Source organism: Alteromonas sp. (assembly GCF_984505615.1).
Map to the genome: position 1 here is coordinate 300,657 of NZ_CFHOXV010000002.1, position 20,277 is coordinate 320,933.

General features: G+C 48.5%; 16 protein-coding genes. 11 read left to right on the forward strand and 5 right to left on the reverse strand.

What is annotated here, in order from left to right; genetic code table 11:
- The first annotated feature begins 108 nt into the window (after nt 1–108).
- Together AC4PME_RS02955 and AC4PME_RS02960 are read left to right on the forward strand one after the other, a co-directional pair.
- Nucleotides 109–702 (forward strand): transglycosylase SLT domain-containing protein, encoded by a 594-nt coding sequence (locus tag AC4PME_RS02955; RefSeq protein WP_491046476.1) that lies wholly within the window; start codon nt 109–111, stop codon nt 700–702.
- Between the two features lie 405 nt (nt 703–1,107).
- Nucleotides 1,108–1,221, forward strand: coding sequence for a DUF3149 domain-containing protein (locus AC4PME_RS02960; RefSeq protein WP_442858453.1), 114 nt, complete (start codon nt 1,108–1,110; stop codon nt 1,219–1,221).
- A 4-nt stretch (nt 1,222–1,225) separates the two neighbouring features.
- On the opposite strand, the gene smrB is transcribed toward AC4PME_RS02960, so the two are convergent.
- A complete protein-coding gene (smrB, locus tag AC4PME_RS02965; protein ID WP_232373506.1) occupies nt 1,226–1,792 on the reverse strand; it encodes an endonuclease SmrB in 567 nt (188 codons plus the stop codon).
- A 124-nt stretch (nt 1,793–1,916) separates the two neighbouring features.
- On the opposite strand from smrB, the gene prmB reads away from it, so the two are divergent.
- The 4 genes from prmB to AC4PME_RS02985 all read left to right on the forward strand — a co-directional run bounded on the left by prmB (nt 1,917) and on the right by AC4PME_RS02985 (nt 6,685).
- Nucleotides 1,917–2,855 carry a 50S ribosomal protein L3 N(5)-glutamine methyltransferase gene (gene prmB, locus AC4PME_RS02970; protein ID WP_119500664.1) on the forward strand — a complete coding sequence of 313 codons (939 nt, stop codon included), beginning with the start codon at nt 1,917–1,919 and terminating at the stop codon, nt 2,853–2,855.
- Nucleotides 2,856–2,860: 5 nt separating this feature from the next.
- The gene (gene aroC, locus AC4PME_RS02975; protein WP_491046464.1) at nt 2,861–3,964 is read left to right on the forward strand and encodes a chorismate synthase; all 1,104 of its coding nucleotides are present in this window, start codon (nt 2,861–2,863) and stop codon (nt 3,962–3,964) included.
- A 39-nt stretch (nt 3,965–4,003) separates the two neighbouring features.
- A complete protein-coding gene (locus AC4PME_RS02980; RefSeq protein WP_119500666.1) occupies nt 4,004–5,179 on the forward strand; it encodes an MFS transporter in 1,176 nt (391 codons plus the stop codon).
- Between the two features lie 171 nt (nt 5,180–5,350).
- Nucleotides 5,351–6,685 carry a serine hydrolase domain-containing protein gene (locus tag AC4PME_RS02985; RefSeq protein ID WP_491046463.1) on the forward strand — a complete coding sequence of 445 codons (1,335 nt, stop codon included), beginning with the start codon at nt 5,351–5,353 and terminating at the stop codon, nt 6,683–6,685.
- Between the two features lie 66 nt (nt 6,686–6,751).
- Here the strand turns inward: AC4PME_RS02985 and AC4PME_RS02990 are convergent, their stop codons facing one another.
- From AC4PME_RS02990 to sodB, 4 genes are all read right to left on the reverse strand, one after another.
- Entirely contained in the window at nt 6,752–8,272 is a 1,521-nt protein-coding gene (locus AC4PME_RS02990; protein ID WP_119500668.1) for a SpoVR family protein, read from the reverse strand.
- Nucleotide 8,273: 1 nt separating this feature from the next.
- Complete coding sequence (locus AC4PME_RS02995; protein WP_491046462.1) at nt 8,274–9,563, reverse strand: YeaH/YhbH family protein; 1,290 nt, start codon at nt 9,561–9,563, stop codon at nt 8,274–8,276.
- 60 nt (nt 9,564–9,623) lie between these two features.
- The gene (locus AC4PME_RS03000; protein WP_119500670.1) at nt 9,624–11,546 is read right to left on the reverse strand and encodes a PrkA family serine protein kinase; all 1,923 of its coding nucleotides are present in this window, start codon (nt 11,544–11,546) and stop codon (nt 9,624–9,626) included.
- 233 nt (nt 11,547–11,779) lie between these two features.
- The gene (gene sodB / locus AC4PME_RS03005) at nt 11,780–12,364 is read right to left on the reverse strand and encodes a superoxide dismutase [Fe] (RefSeq protein ID WP_119500671.1); all 585 of its coding nucleotides are present in this window, start codon (nt 12,362–12,364) and stop codon (nt 11,780–11,782) included.
- Nucleotides 12,365–12,705: 341 nt separating this feature from the next.
- Here sodB and AC4PME_RS03010 point away from each other — a divergent pair, with 341 nt between their 5' ends.
- From AC4PME_RS03010 to AC4PME_RS03030, 5 genes are all read left to right on the forward strand, one after another.
- A complete protein-coding gene (locus tag AC4PME_RS03010; RefSeq protein ID WP_119500672.1) occupies nt 12,706–13,056 on the forward strand; it encodes a Grx4 family monothiol glutaredoxin in 351 nt (116 codons plus the stop codon).
- 385 nt (nt 13,057–13,441) lie between these two features.
- Nucleotides 13,442–16,012: a TonB-dependent receptor plug domain-containing protein gene (locus tag AC4PME_RS03015; protein WP_491046461.1), complete on the forward strand. Its 2,571-nt coding sequence runs from the start codon at nt 13,442–13,444 to the stop codon at nt 16,010–16,012.
- 144 nt (nt 16,013–16,156) lie between these two features.
- Nucleotides 16,157–16,714, forward strand: coding sequence for an RNA polymerase sigma factor (locus AC4PME_RS03020; protein WP_474844733.1), 558 nt, complete (start codon nt 16,157–16,159; stop codon nt 16,712–16,714).
- A 3-nt stretch (nt 16,715–16,717) separates the two neighbouring features.
- Nucleotides 16,718–17,785 carry a FecR family protein gene (locus tag AC4PME_RS03025; RefSeq protein WP_119500675.1) on the forward strand — a complete coding sequence of 356 codons (1,068 nt, stop codon included), beginning with the start codon at nt 16,718–16,720 and terminating at the stop codon, nt 17,783–17,785.
- A 424-nt stretch (nt 17,786–18,209) separates the two neighbouring features.
- A partial coding sequence (locus tag AC4PME_RS03030; protein ID WP_491529490.1) for a TonB-dependent receptor plug domain-containing protein occupies nt 18,210–20,277 on the forward strand: 2,068 nt, incomplete at its 3' end.

Sequence of the window (20,277 nt, forward strand, 5' to 3'; positions counted from 1 at the left end):
CATAAGAATGTTCCAGGGAAACACACACATTTATTACCAGAACACTTATTAAGACAGCGGGCAGTGAGAAAGTTCAACAATTCACAACGATTTTTTGCAGGTGCCGGAATTGTGCTGCTTTTAAGTGGTATCACCGGTTGTGCCACGTCGCCTCCTCAGGACACCAGTAACATTTGCGAAATCTTTTACGAAAAAGAAGACTGGTATGATGCGGCCGCTGATGCCCGCGATAAATGGGGCGTGCCAATCCATGTTCCTATGGCAATCATGTATCAGGAAAGCTCATTCCGGCATGATGCACTGCCACCAAAAGATTATGTATTTTTTGGTCTTATTCCATGGGGGCGGGTCAGTTCCGCTTACGGATACTCTCAGGCTAAAACGGTTACCTGGTCTGACTATGTCAACGAAACCGGCAACAGCTGGGCGGACCGGGATGATTTTGATGATGCCATGGATTTCATGGGCTGGTTTATTTCCAAGTCATATAAAATTAATGGTGTATCAAAGTGGGACGGCTATGCCCAGTACCTGAATTACCATGAAGGGTGGGGCGGGTATAAACGCCGATCCTACAACAGTAAGCCCTGGTTGAAAAAGGTGGCAGGTACGGTTAAAGCACGCTCACTGCGTTATGCTGCTCAGTTAAAAACCTGCGAAGAAGACTTGCAGAAAAGCTGGTTTTGGAAACTGTTCACATAATGATGATGTGACTTCGTTAGGGGCTGGCATTCTTGATGAGAAAATAACGGACGCGACAGTGTTTTCAATACGAAGGACTCAATACGAAGGTTACCGGGAGAGAAAAGAAGTAGGCAGGCGCACCACACACCTGCCTACAATCGACGCTAAGCCAAGACCGTTAATCACCCAACGTCGAACAGGCAGGATTAATATAGTGTAAATGATAATGATTTGCAATAGCGTTTTGTGAATTAATTTCTATTTTTCTTAAAAGCCCCTTTTTGACCTGCTTGATCTGCATCAAGGGCCTCTTCTGCATCGACTATTCCCATTGATTCAGATCACAGATTTACCTGCCCTGGCCATGCACACTAACACTGTAAAAAGTTATCAATGTTAGGGAGTAATCAGATGTGGCTAACCATGCTTAAAGACCCTGTAGTATGGGGTTCACTTCTTGGAATTTTCATCGTTGTTTTGATGATGTGTTATTACACGTGGCTGTTTATGCACAACAGCGCGGGACCGGATAAATAGTTTGTTATTGTTTACTGAGGCCCGGATCAAGGGTTTCGATAAGCACCAGTAACGCGCCTTGCCCGCCATACTCCAGGGGAGCCTGGTGAAACGCTTTGACATGGGGGTGTTGAACCAGGTAGTGAGGCAAGGCGTTTTTTAGTACGCCGGAACCGATGCCATGCACAATGGCAACACAGTCAATAAGCTCCTTGCGCGCGGTGTAAATGAGTGCGGATAATTCCAGCTTTACGTTTTCGCGGTTCAGACCGTGTAAATCCAGTACCAGCTCAGGATAAAAATCCCCCCGCCGTAATCGCTTCAAACTGTGTGTCGGTTCATTTTCGCGGCAATACCGCATGGGGCCCTGATGGGGCAGGCTGGCCTGATAGACATCTGAAAAGGCAAAACTGGCATCCAGCAGCTTTTGCTGACGGCTGTCCGGGCGGGTGGCGGAATGTAGTCGCTTCGCCGGCACATGACGGCGTTTATGCACAATTTTGTCCTGTGACAGCGGCTTTATACCACTTACCGCTTCCCGGAATAATGACATGTCATTGTCGTCGTCTTCCGGTTTCCACTGATCAGCCAACCATTTTCTCCTGTCTGTTTTAACCTGTGTTCATCTGCACGTCTGTTATCGCGCAATTTGTGTTGGGTGTCATTGCGAGTTTCGGTATGATACCAGCTTTATTTCTGGCGATGTACCACACTCCATGACCGATAAGATTTATTTAGACGAAGCCATCCGTGAACTGCACACCATGCTGGACATGGTGAGATGGTCTGTGAGCCGTTTTAACGATGCACACCTGTACTACGGGCATGGCACTGATAACAGCTGGGATGAAGCTGTTTGCCTTGTAATGCATGCACTGCATCTGCCACAGGATATTACATCGCAAACCGGTGACGGCTTATTTTCAGCCCGTCTTACCACTTCAGAAAAAGAGAAAGTCGCAGATTTAGTCTTAAAGCGGGTACAAACACGCATGCCATTGCCGTATATTACCCGTGAGGCATGGTTCTGCGACATGCCTTTTTACGTTGACGAAAGAGTGTTGATCCCCCGTTCTCCGTTTGCCGAATTGATCAAAGATCGCTTTTCCGCTTATCTGTCATCTGAGCCGGCCAGTATTCTGGACATGTGCACAGGTGGGGGTTGTATTGCTATTGCGCTGGCCCATACATTTCCTGAAGCCCAGGTGGATGCCGTGGATATTTCCCACGACGCCCTGGAAGTGGCAGATTTCAATATTCAGGAACATCAGTTAGGCGACCGTGTTTTCCCCATTCATTCAGACTTATTTACCAGTCTGGAAGGGCAGCGGTACGACTTAATCGTGTCGAATCCGCCTTATGTCGATGAAGAAGACATGAATGATTTGCCGGACGAATATCAGCATGAGCCTGAATTAGCCCTGGCGGCAGGAGAAGATGGTCTTGATCTGGTTGAGCAGATGCTGAAGCAGGCACCGGTGTATTTAAAAGAAAATGGCTGGATGCTGGTGGAAGTTGGCAACAGTCAGGTGCATATGGCTGAACGTTTTGCCGGATTAAACGTGGAATGGGTAGCACTGCAACACGGCGGACACGGTATTTTTGCCGTCTCCCGTGCGTCTTTGGTTTCATATCTTAACGGGAAGGAAAGTTAATACAGATGTCTGGTAATAGCTTTGGAAAATTATTCACTGTCACCACATTCGGTGAAAGCCACGGGATTGCAATTGGTGGCGTGGTTGATGGCTGTCCTCCGGGACTGGAAATCTCAGAAGCCGATCTGCAAGTTGATTTAGATCGCAGAAAACCCGGCACTTCCCGTTACACCACCGCCCGCCGGGAAGGTGATGAGGTACAAATTTTATCGGGTGTGTTTGAAGGTAAAACCACCGGTACCAGCATTGGCCTGTTGATCCAAAATACCGATCAGCGCAGTGGTGACTATTCCAATATCAAAGACCGTTTCCGTCCCGGTCATGCGGATTACACCTATCATCAAAAATACGGCACGCGGGATTACCGTGGTGGTGGCCGCTCTTCTGCCCGTGAAACGGCTATTCGTGTTGCGGCAGGCGGTATTGCCAAGAAATTCCTGAAAGAAAGTTGCGGCATCGAAATTCATGGCTATCTTTCCCAGCTTGGACCGGTCAAAGTAGAGACCGTTGATCACAGCGTGACGAATACCAATCCGTTTTTCTGTCCTGACGAAAGTAAGCTGGACGAATTAGACCAGTACATGCGTAACCTGAAAAAATCAGGCGACTCTATCGGTGCGAAAGTCTCGGTAGTGGCGACGGGAATGCCTGTCGGATTGGGTGAGCCGGTTTTCGACCGCCTCGATGCTGACATTGCCAGTGCCATGATGGGCATTAACGCGGTGAAAGGCGTTGAGATTGGCGATGGTTTCGGTGTGATTGAACAAAAGGGCAGTGAGCACCGCGATACACTGACACCGGATGGCTTCAGCAGCAACCACGCCGGTGGTGTGCTGGGTGGCATTTCCAGTGGCCAGGATCTGGTTGTGCACATGGCCCTTAAGCCAACGTCCAGTATTTCAGTGCCCGGTAAAACCATTGATGTGGACGGCAACGAAATCGACATCGTGACGAAAGGTCGTCATGACCCGTGCGTAGGTATCCGTGCCGTGCCCATTGCTGAAGCAATGCTGGCGATTGTGTTAATGGACCACGTGCTGCGTCACCGCGCACAGAATGCCGGTATCATGTCCGGCACACCTGTCATTCCGGGCAACTCTGCGAAATAAGCGCCTCTCTTTGAACAATTCTAATCTGTGGTGCGTGTTATGAATGCTCATTCGCGCACCAATATCATTCTGCTTGCTGTTACCTACTGGTTGTATTTTGGTCAGCTTGGTGTACTCACGCCCTATTTAGGCATTTTCCTTGATGGCCGCGGGTTTACCTCGTCAGACATCGGCGAATTGTGGGCAGTGATTACCTTATCCCGTATTGTCGGTCCGTCTCTGTGGGCCAGTGTGGCAGACAAAACCGGTAAAGCGGTAAATGTTGTCCGCCTCGGCTGCCTGTTGTCTGTGGTGTGTTTTACATCTGTATTCTGGTTTAGCAGTTTCTGGGGCCTCACGCTGGCCTTCGGATTAATGATGATGTTCTGGACGGCGGTGTTGCCTCAACTTGAGGTGATCACCATTCAGTCGGTAAAACCCACCCGGATAAGTTATGGCCAGGTTCGCCTATGGGGCAGTATCGGTTTTATAGTACTTACTGTGTCCACAGGAAAAGCGCTGGATATCTTTTCCTCAGAGGCGCCGGTGTATGCCAGTTTATTTGTGCTGACCGGGTTGTTTCTGGCTTCTCTGTTTATTCGTCAGCCGGACAAAGTGCCGTCTAAGGATGAAGAAACCGGTACGCTGTGGCAAATTGCCCGTAACAGAACCTTTTTGTTATTTCTGGCCTCCGCCGCTTTATTGCAGGTAAGTTTTGGCGCTTATTACGGATTCTTCGCTCTGTACATGCGTGATCTCGATTACAGCGGTCAGCAAACCGGTATGCTCATCGCCATTGGCGTTGTGGCTGAAATCGGCATTTTCCTGATCGCCCGCAGACTGATTGCCAGAGTGGGTGTGTGGCAATTGTTATTGTGGTGTATGGTGTTAACAGCAGGCAGATGGTACGCGCTGGCGGCGTGGGCAGAGCATGGCGTGGTTGTGGTGATCAGTCAGCTTATTCATGCGTTGAGCTTTGGCCTGGCGCATGTTACTGCTATGCACTTCATCACGCATTTTTTCCCGTCCCGTTTCCAGAGTCGCGGTCAGGCCCTGTACGTCAGTATTGCTTTCGGTATGGGCGGAGCGCTGGGCAATTATGTGGCAGGTCAGTTGTGGGACCAGGGGGTCCATGCCTATGAAACCTTTGCCTTTGCTGCCGGTGCGGCATTTCTGGGCGCTGTTTGTCTGCTGTTCTGCCATCGTCCGACAATTAATACACAGGGCGCATCCTAGCGTCTCTGTGCTTTTTTGCCACTTTCCCCGTTGATGACAATTTGTTGCATTTAAAATAGCCATTCACGTTGAAATACGTCTGCAAATCCGTCAGTGTAGATTGCACCTGGCGGTGAATTCTGTGTCATTCTGACTTTGATCATCGCCGTATTTTCTGGCAAGGGAGTGCATATGAAAAGGTTTTTTGTTTTACTGCTGGCGTTTGCTGCGTGGGGCGTTTGTGCACAGGATTTTGACAGTGCAAAACTGGACAAATACTTCGCGTTACTGGAAAAAGAAGACAAGGCGATGCTGAGTGTGGCGATTGTTGATGGCGGTGAGCCCGTTTATCAACGCGCCATTGGATTTGCTGATGTCGCCTCTGGCCGTAAAGCCGGAGTGGATACGCAGTATCGCGTGGGCTCGATCACCAAAGTGTTTACCGCAGTGATGATTTTTCAATTAATTGAAGAAGAAAAACTGAGCCTTGATACACCCCTCTCCACGTTCTTCCCTGATATTAAAAATGCCGGTGCTATCACTATCGGAATGCTGTTGAGTCATCGCAGCGGCCTGCACAATTTCACAAATTTACCGGCATACCGCACATACATGACATCTCCACGGAGTAAGGCTGAGATGCTGTCTGTGTTTGAAGCGCTGGAAGCTGATTTCCCGCCTGGTACAGACACACGTTATTCCAATACTGGTTATGTTTTGCTGGGATACATCATTGAAGAGCTCGGAAACGACAGTTATGCCAGCCAGCTGCAAAGCCGTATTGTCGAAAAGGCGGGATTAAAGCGTACGGCATACGGTGATGCCATTGACGTTGAGCAGGATCAGGCTAATTCGTATTATTATGACGGTGGCTGGCAGCCGGCTACCGAAACAAACATGAGTGTGCCCCATGGTGCCGGTGCAGTTATTTCCACGCCCACAGACGTAGCGACGTTCCTGACGGCATTGTTTGAAGGCAAATTAGTATCATCGTCATCACTGGCTATGATGAAGAGGGTACAGAAAGGATTGGGTCACGGCTTGTTTCCGTTTCCTTTCTACGAAAGAACTTTGTGGGGCCATAATGGCAGCATTGACGGCTTTGCTTCCCAGTCCGGCTATTTTGAGATGGGGAACGTAGGGTTTGCCTTAACTGCAAACGGCGTGAACTACACCCTGAATGAAATCAGTGTTGCGGTGCTGAGTATTTACTTCGGACTGCCCTATGAGTTACCGGATTTTTCAAAAGAACCTGTGACCCTAAGTGAGTCGCAACTGTCCACTTACGAGGGCACATACAGCTCGGATGCGATTCCTCTTAAAATCACGCTGACCGTCAAAGACGGGATATTAATGGCGCAAGCCACAGGCCAGAATGCTTTTCCGCTGACAGCGTTTTCGCCAACAGAGTTTCAGTTTGAACCTGCCGGCATTGTGATGATGTTCAAATCATCCGGTAAAGAAAATGAGAAGCCCGCCTTTGACTTATTGCAGGGGGGCGGGAAATATCCATTCGTCAGAGAGTAAGGTTCGCCGGGTATCTGCAGATTAAGCGCAGCAGGCAGACTTTCATCAGCCTGCTGCAGGTGCTCATCAGGCGGCGTTAGCGGGGCGGGTGCAGCTGGCAATCACCTCAGCGCCTTCCGGTCCGTCCTGTTCTAAAAACACATCAAATTTCCACAGGCGGAATAGGTGCCGCATGACTTCCTCTTTCGATTCTGCCAGCGGAATACCCCGTTGCGGAATGTACCGCAGCGTCAGGGAGCGGTCGCCCCGGACATCTACGTTGTATACCTGAATATTGGGTTCCAGGTTACTCAGGTTGTACTGGGCGGACAATTTCTCACGGATCTTTAAATATCCCTGCTCATCGTGAATGGCGCTGACACTGACAAAATTATCGCGCGCATCATCTTCAATGGCGAACAGCTTAAAGTCCCGTATGAGCTTGGGAGACAAAAACTGGCTGATGAAACTCTCATCTTTGAAGTTATGCATGGCAAAATGCACAGTTTCAAGCCAGTCTTTTCCTGCAACATCCGGTAAGTAGTATTTATCCTCCGCCGTGGGGTTCTGGCACACACGTTTGATGTCCATGAACATATTGAAACCCAGGGCATAAGGGTTAATACCGGAATAGTAAGGACTGTTATATTCAGGCTGCATCACCACGCCGCTGTGGCTGTGCAGAAATTCCATCATAAAGCGGTCAGTGACCAGTCCTTCATCGTACATCTGATTCAGAATATGATAGTGCCAGAAGCAAGCCCAGCCTTCGTTCATTACCTGAGTCTGTTTTTGCGGATAAAAGTACTGGGAGACTTTTCGGACAATTCTCACCAGTTCCCGCTGCCAGGGCTCAAGCAGGGGGGCATTTTTCTCTATAAAATAAAGCAGGTTTTCCTGAGGTTCTGACGGAAAACGCTTTTGTTTCGGTTTTTCACTGGCGTTAGCATCGGGCAGGGTACGCCACAGTTCATTTACCTGAGATTGCAGATATTTCTCCCGCTGCTCCTGTCTGGCCTGTTCTTCCTGCATGGATATTTTTTGCGGGCGTTTGTACCTGTCTACACCGTAATTCATCAGGGCGTGGCAGGAGTCCAGAATACTCTCTACTTCATCGGTGCCATAGCGTTGCTCGCATTTGGCGATGTAGTTTTTGGCAAACACCAGATAATCGATAATAGAGCTGGCATCCGTCCACGTCTGGAACAGATAGTTGCCTTTAAAAAAGGAGTTATGACCATAACAGGCATGGGCCATGACCAGTGCCTGCATGGTGATGGTGTTTTCTTCCATCAAATACGCAATGCACGGGTCGGAATTGATAACAATTTCGTAGGCCAGTCCCATCTGGCCGCGACGATAATTTTGCTCGGTTTGAATGAATTTTTTGCCAAAAGACCAGTGTGCATAATTAATGGGCATACCAATACTGGCATAGGCATCCATCATTTGCTCAGCAGTAATAACTTCAATTTGATTCGGGTAAGTATCCAGTTTGAAATTTTTGGCGATGCGATCGATGTGGCTTTCGTACTGCTCAAGCATATCGAAAGTCCAGTCCGGACCGTCACTCAAAGGGGTCTTAGCCCGCTTCGTCGTTTTTGCCATACTATCCTCCCGGGGCTGCTTCCTGTTCCGACTTTTTAAAGAGTTCGCGGAATACAGGGAAAATATCGCTGACACTTTGAATGTGTTTACAGACAAAATTATCGCAACTGTTCTCGACCTGCTGGTATTCCCGCCACAGGCTCTGATGTTGCCGCTCTGTTATTTCGATATAAGCAAAATAGCGGGTTGCCGGTAGCAACTCCTTCATGAGTATTTGTTTGCATTGCGGCGAATCATCGGCCCAGTTATCACCATCCGATGCCTGTGCAGCATAGATATTCCAGTCGCTCTCTGTATACCGCTCTTTGATGATTTCATCCATAAGCTTCAGCGCGCTGGACACAATGGTACCGCCGGTTTCCTGTGAGTAGAAAAACTCCTGTTCGTCGACTTCTTTAGCCTGAGTGTGATGACGGATGTACACCACTTCAACGTTCTCATAGGTGCGGGTAAGAAACAGGTAAAGCAAAATGTAAAACCGTTTTGCCATATCCTTGGTTGCCTGATCCATTGAGCCGGATACATCCATCAGGCAAAACATTACCGCCTTGCTGGTGGGCACCGGGCGCCGGTCATAGTTTTTGAAGCGTAAATCAAACGTATCAATAAATGGCACTCTGGCAATTTTTTGTTTCAACGCTGATATTTCTTTCTCAAGCTCCATGATGGCCAGCGCATTGTCATGCTTGTCAGCTTTCAGGGCCTCCAGTTGTGCTTCTTTCTCGCGGAGTTTTTTCCGGTCACTGCCGGTCAGCGCGATTCGTCTTGCAACTGAACCTTTCAGCGAACGGACAATGTCGAGGTTACTGGGAACGCCATCAGTCTGATAGCCGGCACGGTAGGTTTCATACTGCACCACCTTATCAAACTGATTCTTTTTGAGGTTGGGAAGGGCGAGATCGTCAAATAACAAATCAAGGTATTCATCTTTGGAAATTGAGAATACAAATTCGTCCTGGCCTTCGCCACTGTCACTGGCATCACCTTCGCCCTGTCCTTGTCCGCCGCCCCCGCCGGGAGGACGTTCAATTTTGTCCCCGGCCGTGAACTGATCGTTGCCGGGGTGAACGATGGTGCGCTGGCCGCCCTGGCCGGTATGAAATACCGGCTCTTTGATGTCACGTGCGGGAATACTGATCTGCTCGCCGGTCTCCAAATCGGTGACTGAACGCTGGCCGACCGCATCGGATACCGCCCGCTTTATCTGCTGCTTGTAGCGGCGTAAAAAACGTTGACGGTTTACCGTGCTCTTTCCCTTACTGTTTAACCTTCGGTCGATAAAATGCGCCATAGATACCTACTATTTGGTTGCAACAACAATGCGTGAGTCTGGTTTGCCTGAAGCGACAAATCAGGACGCTTTGCGTACCCGCAGATACCATTCGCACAGCAATCTGACTTGTTTGGAGGTATAGCCTTTCTCCACCATACGGTTAACGAAGTCATCATGCTTTTTCTTATCTTCAGTAGAGCCTTTAGTGTTAAAAGAAATCACTGGCAATAAGTCCTCTGTGTTGGAGAACATTTTCTTCTCAATCACAGTGCGTAGTTTTTCATAGCTCGTCCAGGCAGGATTTTTGCCCCCGTTATTAGCACGGGCCCGCAACACAAAGTTGACGATTTCGTTGCGGAAATCCTTAGGGTTACTGATACCCGCCGGCTTTTCTGTTTTCTCCAGTTCGGCATTCAGTGAGCTGCGGTCAAACAGTTGACCGGTTTCCGGATCGCGGTATTCCTGATCCTGAATCCAGAAGTCAGCATAAGTGACATAACGGTCAAACAGGTTCTGGCCGTATTCAGAATAGGACTCCAGATAGGCTGTCTGAATTTCTTTGCCGATGAATTCCACATAGCGGGGAATAAGATAGCCCTTCAGATATTCGCGGTATCTGTCCGCCGTATCCTGAGGGAACTGCTCACGCTCAATTTGCCGCTCAAGCACGTAGAACAGGTGTACCGGGTTTGCTGCCACTTCCTGATGGTCGAAATTGAACACACGGGATAAAATCTTAAAGGCGAAACGGGTAGAGAGCCCTTCCATACCTTCATCTACGCCGGCGTAATCACGGTATTCCTGATAAGACTTGGCTTTCGGATCGGTATCTTTCAGGCTTTCACCATCGTAAACCCGCATTTTAGAGTAGACACTGGAGTTTTCAGGCTCTTTAAGACGGGACAATACTGTGAACTGTGCCAGACACTCCAGCGTGTCCGGAGCACAGGGCGCACCGCTTAGCTCACTGCTGTCGAGCAGCTTGCGGTATATCCGCATCTCTTCTGATACCCGTAAACAGTAGGGCACTTTTACAATGTATACGCGGTCGAGAAACGCCTCGTTGTTCTTGTTATTGCGGAAAGATTGCCACTCGGATTCGTTGGAGTGAGCCAGGATCAGGCCGTCAAAGGGTAGGGCAGAAAACCCTTCAGTCGGGTTATAGTTGCCTTCTTGTGTGGCCGTCAGTAGCGGGTGCAGCACCTTAATTGGCGCTTTAAACATTTCCACGAATTCCATCAGGCCCTGGTTAGCCTTGCACAGTGAACCGGAATAGCTGTAAGCATCCGGGTCGTTCTGTGCGAATTGTTCCAGACGGCGGATATCCACTTTGCCTACCAGTGATGAGATATCCTGATTGTTTTCGTCACCGGGTTCTGTTTTAGCAATACCCACCTGGTCGAGCACAGACGGATAAACCCGTACTACTTTGAATTTAGAAATATCGCCACCGAATTCATGCAGCCGCTTACGGGCCCAGGGTGACATAATGGTTTTGAGATAGCGTTTTGGAATGCCGTATTCCTTTTCCAGAATATTGCCATCTTCGGCAAGGTCGAACAGTGAAAACGGATGGTCGTTGGTCGGTGAGCCTTTCAGCATGTAAATCGGTACTTTTTGCATCAGCTCTTTAAGCCGCTCTGCAAGAGAGGATTTACCGCCCCCGACGGGACCGAGCAGATATAAGATTTGTTTCTTTTCTTCCAGGCCTTGAGCAGCATGCTTCAGGTAGGAGACAATTTGCTCTATCGCTTCTTCCATACCGTAAAACTCATGGAAGGCCGGATAGCGTGCAATGACCCTGTTCGAAAATATGCGGCTGAGTGCCGGGTCAGTAGAGGTGTCGACCATTTCAGGCTCGCCTATTGCCTGTAACAACCTTTCTGCGGAGTTCGCATAGGCTGTCGGGTCGCTTTTACAGATATCCAGAAATTCCTGGATGGTGAATTCTTCTTGTTGGCGCTCTTCGTAACGTTGCTGGTAATGCTCGAAAATACCCATAGATTTCCCCAAAAAACGGATTCCCGTCTTTACAGCTTAGTCCTCTTTGGCAACTTTAAAAGGAAATTTTCAGGATATTTGGTAATAAACGCTCAATAATTGGTCTAATAAAAGAATGAACCTTTTCGAATAGATTTTGTCTTTTATGCCAGTCAGTTGACGTTAAATTTGTGTAACAAAAAACCCGCAAGCGATTGCGGGTTTTTTATTTAGATTAAGCTTTCGCTCAGCAATTACTTCGCGAAGTTTTCGTTTGCGAATTCCCAGTTAACCAGTTTCCAGAAGTTTTCCAGATACTTAGGACGGGCATTGCGGTAGTCGATGTAGTAAGCGTGTTCCCACAGGTCAACTGTCAGAAGAGGTGTTACACCTTCTTCAGTAATCGGCGTACCTGCGTTGCTGGTGTTTACGATGTCCAGAGAGCCATCAGCAGTTTTCACTAACCAGGTCCAGCTTGAACCGAAGTTATTTACTGCTTTATCGTCGAATGCAGCCTGGAAGTCTTCGAATGAGCCCCATTTTGCTTTAATCGCTTCAGCAACGGAACCAGTGGCTTCGCCGCCACCATTTGGGCTCAGGCAGTGCCAGTAGAACGTGTGGTTCCAGATTTGAGCTGCGTTGTTGAAAACACCGCCTTCTGAAGTTTTGATGATTTCTTCTAAATCTTTGCTTTCCAGGTCTGTGCCTTCCACTAAACCGTTCAGTTTAGTTACGTAGGTGGCGTGGTGCTTACCGTAGTGGTATTCCAGCGTCTCTGCTGAAATGTGCGGTTCAAGTGCATTTTTTTCGTACGGCAGTGGTGGTAGTTCAAACGCCATTTGAATTCTCCATTCTTTTCAATGTATTAACGTCGATATTCCCACTTTGTTCACAACATGGGCGCGGGAAAACGACAACGGTCAAAGCTGTATACAGATATAAGGGTAGATTTTGATAACTCAATGACAAATTTATGCATTTTTAGTGGTGCAATGCAAAAAAATCATCATCTGATTTGCCAAAAATAGTGATACTCACTGTTAAGGTTAACAGGAGATTTCAGATCACATTAATGAAAAGATAGTCATGCTATGACAGAAAAACCGCTCTCAACCCTTGAATCCGGCGCTAAGATACCCATAATGCACTGAAAGTATCTCCCACCACCAGAGAGGATCGGATGGAAAACAGTACCGAATCAACCGTAGACCGAATTAAGCAGCAAATTGGCGAAAACCCAATTCTTTTATACATGAAGGGTTCTCCTAAACTGCCTAGTTGTGGTTTTTCTGCACAAGCCGTTCAGGCGCTGATGTCATGTGGTGAACCATTTGCATATGTGGATATTCTGCAAAATCCGGATATCCGTGCGGAATTACCTAAATACGCTAACTGGCCAACTTTCCCACAGCTATGGGTAGATGGCGAACTGGTTGGCGGTTGTGACATTATTATCGAAATGTTCCAGCAAAATGAATTACAACCTTTGATTAAAGACACTGCTGCAAAGTATAAAACTGAAGAAGAATAATCCGGTTTTCAGAGTCTGGAAAAAGTTAAAAAAATACCCGGCATTTGCCGGGTTTTTTGTGTCAGAAAAACACAATACGGTCGAAAGGGAGATAACCAAAAATTGTATATAAATTAGCCGGATCGGGCTGGTTTTCACTGCGCTTAAACCCCGCCAATATTGTAATAGACAGGTCAGAAATCAAAATCCTCCATCACTTTAAAAAATATTTTTAATTTGGCTAAAAAGGTTTGTTTTCTATGGGTTTGCGGTCTATAAGTTCCCCAACTAACGCGGTAAAAGTTAGTGTGTGTATTATTAAATTATAAAAATTCCGGCTAAATTGACACGTCATTTTCAGTGCTGATTCAGCCGGGGGAAAAATCGCAAAATCCAGGAAACCACTATGAAAACGTCAATGTCAAAACTGACAAAAAATGTGCGTACTGCACTGGCTGCTTCTGCTGCTGTAAGTATGCTGGCCTCTGTGAATGCTTATGCGCAGGAAAGTGAAGAAGCTGAAGCGAAAGATGTTGAAAAAATCGCTGTTGTCGGTACCCGTGCCGCTCCCCGTTCAGTCGGCGACTCTCCTGTTCCGGTAGATATCATCTCCAGTGATGAGTTCCAGAACCAGGGCGCAACGGACATGGTATCGATGATGCAAACCGTCGTACCTTCTTTCAACGTAAATGACCAGCCAATCAACGATGCGTCAACATTGGTACGTCCGGCCAACCTGCGTGGTATGGCTTCAGACCACACCCTTGTTCTGGTAAACGGCAAGCGTCGTCACCGCTCTGCAGTTATCACCTTCCTGGGTGGTGGTTTGTCTGACGGTGCACAGGGTCCGGACATTTCTGTTATTCCTTCATCAGCGCTGAAACAGGTAGAAGTTCTGCGTGACGGTGCTGCTGCACAGTACGGTTCTGATGCGATTGCCGGTGTTGTTAACTTCGTACTCAAAGACGCTGATGAAGGCGGCATGTTCGAAGCCCGTTACGGTTCATACTATGAAGGTGACGGTGACATGATGCAGGTTTCCGGTAATATCGGTTTACCATTAAGCGAGAACGGTTTTATTAACCTGTCTGCTGAATACCGTACTTCTGATCCAACGTCTCGCAGTGTACAGCGTGATGATGCGGCAGCTCTGATTGCTGCCGGTAACACCTTTGTCGCTGACCCTGCTCAAATCTGGGGTAGCCCTGAAATCAAAGACGACATTAAAGTTTTCGCAAACTTAGGTCTGGAACTGAGCGACAATGCCGAAGCCTATATGTTCGGTAACTACGCAGAACGTGAAGTAGAAGGTGGTTTCTACTACCGTAATCCGCATAACCGTGGTGGTGTTAACGACGGTGGTACAGATGCTGACGGCAACCAGTTACTGCTGGTTGGTGATCTGACCGGCGATATGTCCGGTAACTGCCCGACAGACATTCTGGTCGGTGACAACGTATTGCAGAACCCGCGTTACATTGAAGAAGTAGCAAACAATCCTGATTGTTTTGCGTTCAACGAAATGTTCCCGGGCGGTTTCACGCCGCGCTTCGGTGGTACCGTTCAGGATATGTCACTGGTATTCGGTACCCGTGGTGAACTGGCTAACGAAATCGGTTATGACGTCAGCTTGAACCTGGGTCAGAATGAAATTGATTTTGCCATTTCAAATACCATTAACCCGTCTATGGGTCCGGAAACACCAACTTCATTTAAGCCGGGTACCTATGTACAGTCTGAACAGACTCTGGATATTGACTTGACTAAGCCAATCGAAGTGGGTCTGAATGAGCCGCTGTACCTTGCCGGTGGTTTCCAGTACCGTCATGAAAGCTACGAAGCGAAAGCCGGTGACATTGCGTCTTACACTATCGGCCCGCTGGCTTCTCAGGGCTTCGGTATCGGTTCAAACGGTTTCCCGGGTCTGTCTAACAAGAGTCAGGGTGAAGCGTCACGTAACAACATCGCATTCTACCTGGATGCAGAATTATATCTGACTGACGACTTCCTGGTTGCAGCAGCAGTACGTTACGAAGACTTCTCTGACTTCGGTAATACCACGAAAGGTAAACTGTCTGCCCGTTATCAGGTGACTGACAGCATTGCATTCCGTGGTGCGTACTCAACAGGCTTTAAAGCACCAACGATTGGTCAGAGCACAGTACGTAACGTAACCACAGCATTCGGTTCAAGCGGCCAGCTGGAAGATCAGGCTACATTGCCTCCTACCGATCCTATCTCTGTTCAGAAAGGCGGTACGCCGCTGACGCCTGAAGAGTCTGTATCTATGAGCTTCGGTGTCGTTGCTGAATTTGATAACGGTCTGTTCCTGACTGCTGACTACTACAACATTGAAGTGACTGACCGTATCAGTACAACATCTGCTATCGCACTGACAGAAGAAGACATTGCTGCGCTGCTGGCGCAAGGCGTTTCTGACGCATCAAGCTTCTCCGCGGTTAAGTTCTTCACCAACGACTTCGATACCACTACTGAAGGTCTTGACGTTGTTGCTAACTACAGCCAGGACATGTTCGGCGGCGAGACTAAGTACTCTCTGGCATACAACTGGACTTCGACCACAGTAGACCAGGCGTCTGAGAACATCACACCAGAGCGTGTGCGTATGCTTGAAGACAACCTGCCTGCAACCCGCTGGAGCTTCACTGCTAACCACACCAATGGTGACTGGCGCGTGCTGGGTCGTGTGAACTACTACGGTAGCATCTTTGAAGATCACCTGGATTCAGGCTTACCAATCGATAACATCGGTTCTGAGCTGTCTCTGGATGTTGAAGTGGGTTACAGCGTAAGTGAAAACCTGCAACTGGTTGTCGGTGCGAAGAATGCGCTGGATGAATATCCGGACCGCAATACGCAGTATGACAATGAGATTGCCGGTGCAGCTTATCCGGTTACCTCTCCGCTGGGTATCAACGGTGGCTTCTACTACGTTCGCGGTATTTATACCTTCTAAGCGTAGCAAAGGGTTACAAAAAGGGGGCAGCTGCCCCCTTTGTACCCAACTTAAGTATAAAAAATAATGCATGACTTCATGAGCAAAAAACTGGCATCATAGAGCGACTTGTAACGGTTTAGCTACACTGCCTGTAAAGAGATTATGTCCAACAAATCGACTATCGCCGCCACTTTTATAAAATACCGCACAAAGATGATGCGGGCGGTGAGTGCTATTGTCAGTTCGGATGATATTGAAGACATCGTGCAGGAAGCCTTTATTAAAAGTTATGAGGCTGAATTAAAACAGGAAATCCGCTATGAGCGGACCTACATGCTGAAAACGGCCAGAAATCTCGCGCTTAATCACGTGAACAGTGCGGCGAGCCAGTTAAACCAGCCGGTAGATGATATGGATATGCTTCCTCACGATTTAGTGGGTTACAGCCTTGAGAAGCATGTCGAAAGTAAAGAGCGCTTTATTCATTTTTGCAGAGCAACAGAGTCCTTGTCGCCTGAAGTGAAGCGGGTGTTTTTATTAAAGAAAGTCTATGGCATGAGCCAGCGGGATATTGCAGATCTGACGGGCCTGAGTGAAAGTACCGTCGAAAAACATGTAGCCAAAGGGCTGTTGCAATGTTCACGTTTTCTGGCAGCCAGTGCCGGTACCGGTGGTAAAGGTACAACAGGGCAGACAAGATCAGGACAAACAAGTAGTTAAGCCATGAGTAATGTGAGCAAATTCACCAGTAAGGATGACATACACGAGGAAGCTTGCCTTTGGGTAAGCCGTATCGATCGTGGCTTAACCAGCGAAGAAACAGACACGCTCAGGGACTGGCTGAATGCCAGTCAGAGCCACCGCCGTATTTTATTTGACGTGGCGCGTGTCTGGGATGATTTAAGTGTACTGAATGAATTAAAAGGCATGTTCCCCCTGCGACCGCAGATTAAAGGGGAAACGGGCAAAGCCAGAAAAGTACTTCGCCAGGCACGCTGGAGCGTAGCGGCCGGTTTTCTGCTTATGGCAGCAGCAGCTGCCATGATGGTTGATTCTTACTGGCTGGGTCAGAATGACACCGGCTATCATCTGGCGCAACGCATCGGAACGGCCATTGGCGAACAGAAAACACTGACCTTAAATGATGGCTCAGTGGTGCACATGAACACTAATTCGGCCATTCAGATTAACTTTGACGGCGAGCGCCGCCTTATTGATTTAATTAAGGGCGAAGCACACTTCACAGTGGCTCACGACGCTTCCAGACCATTTACCGTAACAGCCGGCATAAATACGGTAACAGCCATTGGTACCGCTTTTAATATGCAGTATACAAACAACGAAGCATTTGAGTTGGTGGTGACAGAAGGTAAAGTGCTGGTGCAGGACAAACAAAATTCTGTGAGCCGGGAAGAAATTGCTGAAATGATTCAGAAAGGCAATGCATTTGGCAATCTGAAACTGCTTACTGCCGGCGAAAAAGCGAACGTCGACGGCGAACTTAGCGACCTTAAAAATCTCGATACCGATGCAATGGAACAGGACCTGGCCTGGCAACAGGGTATGATCGTGTTTAAAGGCGAGGCGCTGGAAGATGCTTTACGTGAAATTGAACGCTACACCGCTGTTGATTTTACCATTGAAGGTGAAGCGCTGAAGCAGAAACGGGTTGCCGGATATTTTAAAGTGGGCGACATCAGTGGCTTGTTGTCGGCGTTAAAGAACAGCTTCCACATTGAACATAAACGTGTTGACGCGATGACCATTCAGTTGTCTGAACAACAGGGATAACACAATGTATACTGCCCGCTAAGACGGGCAGTGTTGTAGTTAACGCTTTGACTGTCATATGAATATTCCGGAGAAATAATACCGGGTCCGCCGTTTAACCCTATATTTCCGCTTTATACTCTTTATTCCCACTTTTCCTGCTGTTTCCATATTGTGTAAAAGCACAGAATTCTGTAGCGTTGCGTATAAAGGAAGTGAACCGGTAAGGCGGGAAAATATTTAACTGAGCAGTTTGATGTTTTCGCGGTTATTATTGTACAGGGTTCTGGTTTTACTATTATTAACGAATAAAAGAAAAGTAGTTGTGTTGCTAAACGTCCTGTTTACTCACAAAAATAACAATAAAACGGGCTGAAAACGGACTTCCCGGTATGGGTGGCGGTTTTCTTTTTACAACACAGATATTGTCGACTGTCAGATTTTCATGCGCAAAACACTTCTTCGCTTATCGCTAATCCGCGTGTTGACTGCTGCAAGCTTTTGCGCAGCCAGTTATACCGCGCCTGTGTTTGCGCAGCAAAAAATCGACTTCGATATTCCTCCTCAAAGTGCTGACGCTGCTCTCACTGAATTTGCCAAACAGGCAAATACCACATTACTTTTTCCCTACGAACTGGCAGAGAAAGTCCGCGCCAATGGTCTTACCGGCTCGTTTACTTTGCAGGAAGGGTTATTGCAGCTGCTTCGCGGCACTGCGCTTGCCGTACAGATTGACGCAACCGGCATGTTAACGGTGAAAGCGGTCAACGAGCTGAAAACACCGCCACCGCGTCCGCCACGCCCCAGAGTCAACGACGATATTGGTTTTTCTATTGAACGGATTGCTATTGTGGGCACCCGCAGTGCGCCCCGTTCAGTTGTTGAATCTCCGGTACCTTTAGACATTATTGCCGGAGATGCACTACAGGCGCAGGGCAGCACAGATGTATTAACCATGCTGGCCGGCGTGGTGCCGTCGCTGAATGTTAACGACCAGCCCATTAACGATGCCGCCAGTCTGGTTCGCCCGGCAAACCTGCGGGGAATGGCAGCTGATCACACGCTGGTATTGTTGAATGGCAAACGCAGACACCGTTCTGCAGTGATCACGTTTTTAGGCGGCGGGCTGTCAGACGGCGCTCAGGGACCGGATATTTCAGTTCTGCCGGCAGGCGCCATGCGTCAGGTGGAAGTACTGCGCGACGGCGCTGCTGCGCAATATGGCTCTGATGCGATCGCCGGTGTTATCAACTTTGTACTGGATAACCGACGTGAGGGCGGGTATATCGCCGGCAAAACCGGGCAGTATTACGAAGGTGACGGAGAAAGCGTACAGTTACAGGCGAATACCGGTCTGGCACTGGGTGACGGTTTTTTTAACATTACGGCAGAATATCAGCAGCAGAATGCGACCAGCCGGTCTGTGCAGCGCTCTGATGCACTGGCACTGACCGAAGCCGGTAATCCCTATGTTAATGACCCCTCGCAAATCTGGGGCGCGCTGGATGTGGGCAGTGATATGAAACTGGCTTTTAATGCCGGCGTGCCTTTGGATGATCACACTGAATTGTATTTTTTCGGCACCGCGGCACGGCGTGCTGTAGATGGCGGCTTCTATTACCGCCATCCGCATACCCGGCTGGGTGTGTTCAGTGATCCGGAGTCGTCAGAGAATAAACTGTTAGTTGCTGATAAAGACGGCATAGGACAGGGGATAGCCTGCCCGGATATTTTCATTACCGGCGCAAATGTGCTGGACGATCCTGCTTATCAGCTGATTGCAGATAACACTACGCCTACAGGGGCAAACTGTTTTGCATTTAATGAGTGGTTCCCGGGTGGTTTTACTCCCCGCTTCGGGGGCGTGATCAAAGACGGGTCTTTATTCGCAGGGATTCGGGGCGAACTGAACAGGCACTGGCTATTTGACCTCAGTGGCAGCGTCGGATACTCCAATGTGCGTTTTCGACTGGAAAACACGGTTAACCCGTCCCTGGGCGATGCGTCTCCTTTATCCTTTTCCCCCGGCGCGGTAAGCCAGGTCGAACGGACGGTAAATCTTGATTTTTCCCGTTTCTATGATGGCTGGACATCCAAACCGGCCAGCGTGGCTGTCGGGTTCGAATGGCGTCGGGAAACCTACGGACAAATCGCCGGCGATGAAGCATCGTGGGTGGAAGGGCCCTTTGCCAACGACGCTTCCCGCAACGATTCCGCCGGCTTCAGTGTGGGTTCCAATGGCTTTCCCGGCTATCAGCCTATGTCTGCGGGCCACTGGAGTCGTCATAACTGGGCCATGTATGCCGATCTGGAGTTACATCTGACTGAAGATTTGCAGGTAGCAACGGCGTTGCGTGGAGAGCATTTTTCAGATTTCGGCTCAACGCTGGACGGCAAGATTAACTTGCGGTACGTCCTCAATGATGTGATTTCTTTTCGCAGCTCGCTGAGCACCGGTTTTAAAGCGCCTACGGTAGGGCAGAGCAACGTCATTAATATTACCACTGCCTATG